We start from the raw sequence: 4238 nt of genomic DNA, 5'->3' as shown, positions 1-4238 counted from the left end.
TTCTAATACTATCTTGGTCTTTTCTTCGGCACTGAAATTCCGAAACTGTTTCTTAGTCATTCTTACCTCTTAAGTTATTTGGTCTATTCTAACTTATTACCAAGCAAACCTAACTATTTTTTTGTTCAGTTTTTTCAGGCCATTATATTCCCGCGAAAGCGGGAATCCAAATCCCTTCTCTGTCATCCCGTGGCTTGACCACGGGATCCAGTTAAAAATACTAAAATTATTAGTATTTTTTATTGTTTTTATAGACCCCGTGGTCAAGCCACGGTATGACACCGAGTGCTTTTTTATATCCACGCAACAATGCCTCCCCGCGAAAGCGGGAATGACATAATCAAAATTTTTTTACATAACCTAATGACAAAAGTAAAATATGAATATATTATTTAATATACTCGTTTAATTTGAAAAATTGGCTACGTTGTTTTTTGCTTTTAATCCTCACGTACTAATATGTATGCTGCGGTTAAAAGCTTCAAAACGCCCTGCTCTTTTCCAAATTAAACTTCGTCTATCATTTATCAAGGAAGTTATGAGTGCAGATACTAATATTAGCGATAGCTTAGAAATTGTTACACAAGATCATTTATCGATTTTTTCTTTAATAAGTTCATCTGATATTATCGGTAAGTCGGTTATGCTGATGCTGCTTATTGCCTCCATTTGGTCGTGGGCTATTATTTTGGATAAAATATTTAAGCTAGGACAAGTGCAGCGAAGAATGAAGAGCTTTGAAAATGTGTTTTGGTCCGGTGGAGTGTTAGAGCAATTATATGAAAGCATAAAAAGATCGGTTAATAATCCGCTAGCTTTAATATTCGTATCCGCTATGGATGAGTGTAAAAGCTTAAGCACTAAAGGGCTTTCCGATGCGTTAAAAAATAATCATAAAGAGCGTATAACAAGTGCAATGCACTTAGCTCAAAATAGAGAAGTCGAAAAGCTTGAGAAGAATTTAAGCTTCTTAGCAACCGTTGGATCAAGTGCTCCTTTTGTGGGTTTATTCGGCACTGTCTGGGGAATTATGCACAGCTTCCAGTCGATTGCTACTTCAAAAAATACTTCGCTTGCCGTAGTGGCTCCCGGAATCGCCGAGGCATTGCTTGCAACGGCTATCGGTTTATTTGCAGCTATTCCGGCAGTAATTTTTTACAACTATCTTATTTCCCGTATTACTCTTATCAACAATAAAATTGAAGATTTTAGTAGCGAACTAAATTCTATACTTTCCAAGGCAATTGATCAGGAGAAGATGTAATGGCTATAAAGCTTGCCGGAAGTAATAGAAAAAGCAAAAGAGCCGTTGTTAGTGAAATTAACGTCACACCGCTTGTTGACGTGATGTTAGTACTCTTAATTATTTTCATGATCACTTCTCCAATGCTCGTTTCAGGTGTAAATGTGGATTTACCGGAAACAAATTCAAGCCCGATTTCAGGTCAGGATGAGCCTTTAGTTGTTACTATCAATAATAAAGGCGAAATTTTCTTGCTTGAAACTCCAATAGAAAGAACGCATTTAACTGACAAGCTTGCAAATATCACTAAAGAAAAAAAGGATGCTAGAATTTTTGTAAGAGGCGATAGAAATGTTTCTTATGGACAGGTAGTAGAGATAGTTGCCGAAATTCATGCTGCCGGTTTTTCTCGTGTAGCTCTTATTTCAAATATTAAAAATAATGAAAAGTAATCAAAATAAGGATAATTTCACGGTTTTCCTTAGCTGCTCTATTGCCCTACATTTACTTCTTTTATATTTCTTTTTATTTGGCATGCCGTCGCTTTTTGAAAAATTACCGGAAGAGCAAACGATAACTTTTGAAATGTTACCTGTTAGCGATAAATCAAATATTATAACGACGACAAAACAAAAAGAAGCCCCTATAGAAAACGAAGATGCTAAAAAGTCTGAGCAGAGTAAGCCAAAAGAGGAAGAACCACAGCAAGATTTACCTAAAGAAGAAAAAGCAAAAGAAACTGAGACTAAAACAGTAGAAGAAAAGCCAAAAATAGAAGAGAAAAAACCTATAGAAGAACCAAAGCCTGAAGAAGCGAAAGAAGCATTACCTGAGAAGAAAGAAGAAGTAAAGGAAGAAAAGCCTAAAGAAGAGGAAAAAAAACAAGCAGAAGAAAAGAAGAAGCCCGAAGAGAAAAAAGAAGAAGTAGTTGTCAAAAAGCCTGAAGAGAAACCAAAAGAGGTAAAGAAAAAAGAACCTAAAACCGACGAACTTGATTCTTTACTGAAGAATTTAGAGCAATCTTCGGAAGGCGATAATGTAAAATCCAATAAGCATCAAAGGTCAAAAAAAGCTGATAATGCAAAAGAAGCTAAAGGGGTTTATACAGATGGGCTGCCTCTTTCCGATAGCGAAACATCTTTGATAAAAAGGCAGATTGAAAGACATTGGAGTAATATACCGGCAGGGGTTAGAGGTAATAATAAAGTAAAAGTCATTATTAGCATTACGCTAGATAAAGCAGGGAATGTTGAGCAGGCAAAAGTTAAAGAAAGAGTCTGTCCTAATATTCCGGCTAGCGTTTGTGAAGCTTTAGCGGATAACGCAATTAGAGCGGTATGGCAAGCAAGCCCCATCGAAAATCTTGACCCTGCACGTTTTAACCATTGGAAAGAGATTAATTTTAGCTTTGATCCGAGTAAGTTGTAGGCTTATTGCATGGCTCAAAAAATGCGTTCGATGTCATCCCAGCTAGGCGTTGGCGTTTTGTTGCATGGCTCGCTTATGTCATTCCCGCGGAATCGGGAATCCAGTAAAACCATATAGCCTCTATATCAATATTGAAGTTATTTTTCTGGATCCCTGCTTTCGGATGACATCAGAATTATGAAATTAGATTTATTTCATAATATTTTAAGTGCAGGGTAGGTAAATAATAATATATGGAATAGATTGAGACCAAAATGGACTATCATAGAGCATAATATTTTATTGGTTTTGTAATATGTGTAACCGGGAAAGAAACTGCATATAGTGGTTAAAGCTATATATCAAACCGCCTCGAAAATGAGCGAGTCCATGTATTATAGATCCCATAATAACAGCTAAAATTTGTTGTTTAGGTAAAAGATTTTGTAATGTTCTTTGTAAAAATCCTCGAAAGAATACTTCCTCAGCCATACATACTAAAAAGAAATTATTAATTGCCCATATCGGTAATATGCTTGGTATTTTAGGCTCAAATAAGACATAACCGCTTATTAATGACAGAGCCATAATTATCATTATACACAGTAATAAAGATAGTAATGTATATTTTACAGTGCCGCTACTCTCTTGTTTTTCTAAAATATATAAATCGCTTAGAGAGAAAATTATTAAAGCCGGAATTACCTTATCAAAATTTAGATACATGGTAAACGGTACAGATAATTCCGATAACTGTACTTTATCAATGGCAAGTATATTAAAAAATCCTGGAACTTTATGAAAAGCAAAACCGACAAAAAAAACCGAAATAGATGTAAATAATAGTGTTTTTATTATCTTATTTAGCTGTAAATTAAAATAGGCATAAGTAATACCAGCAAAAACAATGAGTGTACTAAATCCTATAATATTTATTATACTTGGTATAAAGCAGCTAAAATCGTAATGCCTATGCCTAAATATACAGGCCTTTTATCACGGCAAAATAAAGATATTAAGATTGTTATAATAAGAAGAATGTAGGTGATATTTAAGGAGTGCATATAAATCTTTGTAAAAAAACTGTATTTAATATATAGTTATTTTTTAGCATAAAAAATAGAAAAATAAAATAATCATAAAAAGAAACCAATAAAATAATGTATAGAATTGGGAGATTTTATGAAAGATATAGAATATTGGGAAAAAAAATTTAAAAACTGTAAGTATTCTGATAAATTAATCGGAAAGCTTTTATTTTTAAATACCCAAGTAAAGAAACCTGTCGATATTAGAGAAGTTAAAAAAGGTATTTACTATGCTCGTAAATATCATGGTGAGCAAATGCGTCAATCAGGTGATCCTTATTATTCTCATCCAATTGCAGTAGCAATTATGGTAGCGGAATTTGTGGCAAAAGAAGTTCCTAAACTTTTTACTCCTATGGTAATCCCCCCATTTTTAATCGCAGTAGAGAGTAGAGAGTTAAGCTGCTAAAGCTAATTTTTGTATTGGCGTTATACCGCTTATAGCCATATTTGGTCTTTCGTTATTATAAGACCAAAGCCATTTAGTGGCAAGATCTTGT

Annotated in this window: 5 protein-coding genes and 2 pseudogenes; 5 read left to right on the top strand and 2 right to left on the bottom strand. The window is 34.0% G+C overall.

All coding sequences use genetic code 11. From position 1 onward, the window contains the following. Positions 1–181 precede the first annotated feature (181 nt). From AC1Z7D_RS06145 to AC1Z7D_RS06130, 4 genes and pseudogenes are all read left to right on the top strand, one after another. Positions 182–292 (top strand): annotated as a pseudogene (locus AC1Z7D_RS06145) (palindromic element RPE4 domain-containing protein); the annotation flags it as partial. Between the two features lie 246 nt (positions 293–538). After that, positions 539–1264 carry a protein TolQ gene (tolQ, locus tag AC1Z7D_RS06140; RefSeq protein ID WP_482602891.1) on the top strand — a complete coding sequence of 242 codons (726 nt, stop codon included), beginning with the start codon at positions 539–541 and terminating at the stop codon, positions 1262–1264. Beyond that, positions 1264–1695 (top strand): protein TolR, encoded by a 432-nt coding sequence (tolR, locus tag AC1Z7D_RS06135; RefSeq protein ID WP_040257432.1) that lies wholly within the window; start codon positions 1264–1266, stop codon positions 1693–1695. The genes tolQ and tolR overlap by 1 nt, the downstream gene beginning before the upstream one ends. Next, complete coding sequence (locus AC1Z7D_RS06130; RefSeq protein WP_482602888.1) at positions 1685–2671, top strand: energy transducer TonB; 987 nt, start codon at positions 1685–1687, stop codon at positions 2669–2671. The genes tolR and AC1Z7D_RS06130 overlap by 11 nt, the downstream gene beginning before the upstream one ends. 194 nt (positions 2672–2865) lie before the next feature. Here AC1Z7D_RS06130 and AC1Z7D_RS06125 read toward each other — a convergent pair whose 3' ends face one another. Beyond that, the gene (locus AC1Z7D_RS06125) at positions 2866–2994 is read right to left on the bottom strand and encodes a type II CAAX prenyl endopeptidase Rce1 family protein (RefSeq protein ID WP_482602893.1); all 129 of its coding nucleotides are present in this window, start codon (positions 2992–2994) and stop codon (positions 2866–2868) included. Next, positions 2951–3376: a CPBP family glutamic-type intramembrane protease gene (locus AC1Z7D_RS06120; RefSeq protein WP_482602886.1), complete on the bottom strand. Its 426-nt coding sequence runs from the start codon at positions 3374–3376 to the stop codon at positions 2951–2953. Before AC1Z7D_RS06120 ends, AC1Z7D_RS06125 begins: the two co-directional genes overlap by 44 nt. A gap of 456 nt (positions 3377–3832) precedes the next feature. Here AC1Z7D_RS06120 and AC1Z7D_RS06115 point away from each other — a divergent pair. Further along, a pseudogene (locus tag AC1Z7D_RS06115) lies at positions 3833–4141 on the top strand (HD domain-containing protein); the annotation flags it as partial. Positions 4142–4238: the final 97 nt, after the last annotated feature.

Source organism: Rickettsia sp., assembly GCF_965035265.1.
Note: the sequence above shows the minus strand (reverse complement) of the source record. Positions and strands in the feature narration are given on the sequence as shown.

Coding starts and splice junctions, on each gene's coding strand:
- AC1Z7D_RS06120 (WP_482602886.1), bottom strand. CDS start 3,376: ATGTATCTAAATTTTGATAAGGTAATTCCGGCTTTAATAATTTTCTCT.
- tolQ (WP_482602891.1), top strand. CDS start 539: ATGAGTGCAGATACTAATATTAGCGATAGCTTAGAAATTGTTACACAA.
- AC1Z7D_RS06130 (WP_482602888.1), top strand. CDS start 1,685: ATGAAAAGTAATCAAAATAAGGATAATTTCACGGTTTTCCTTAGCTGC.
- tolR (WP_040257432.1), top strand. CDS start 1,264: ATGGCTATAAAGCTTGCCGGAAGTAATAGAAAAAGCAAAAGAGCCGTT.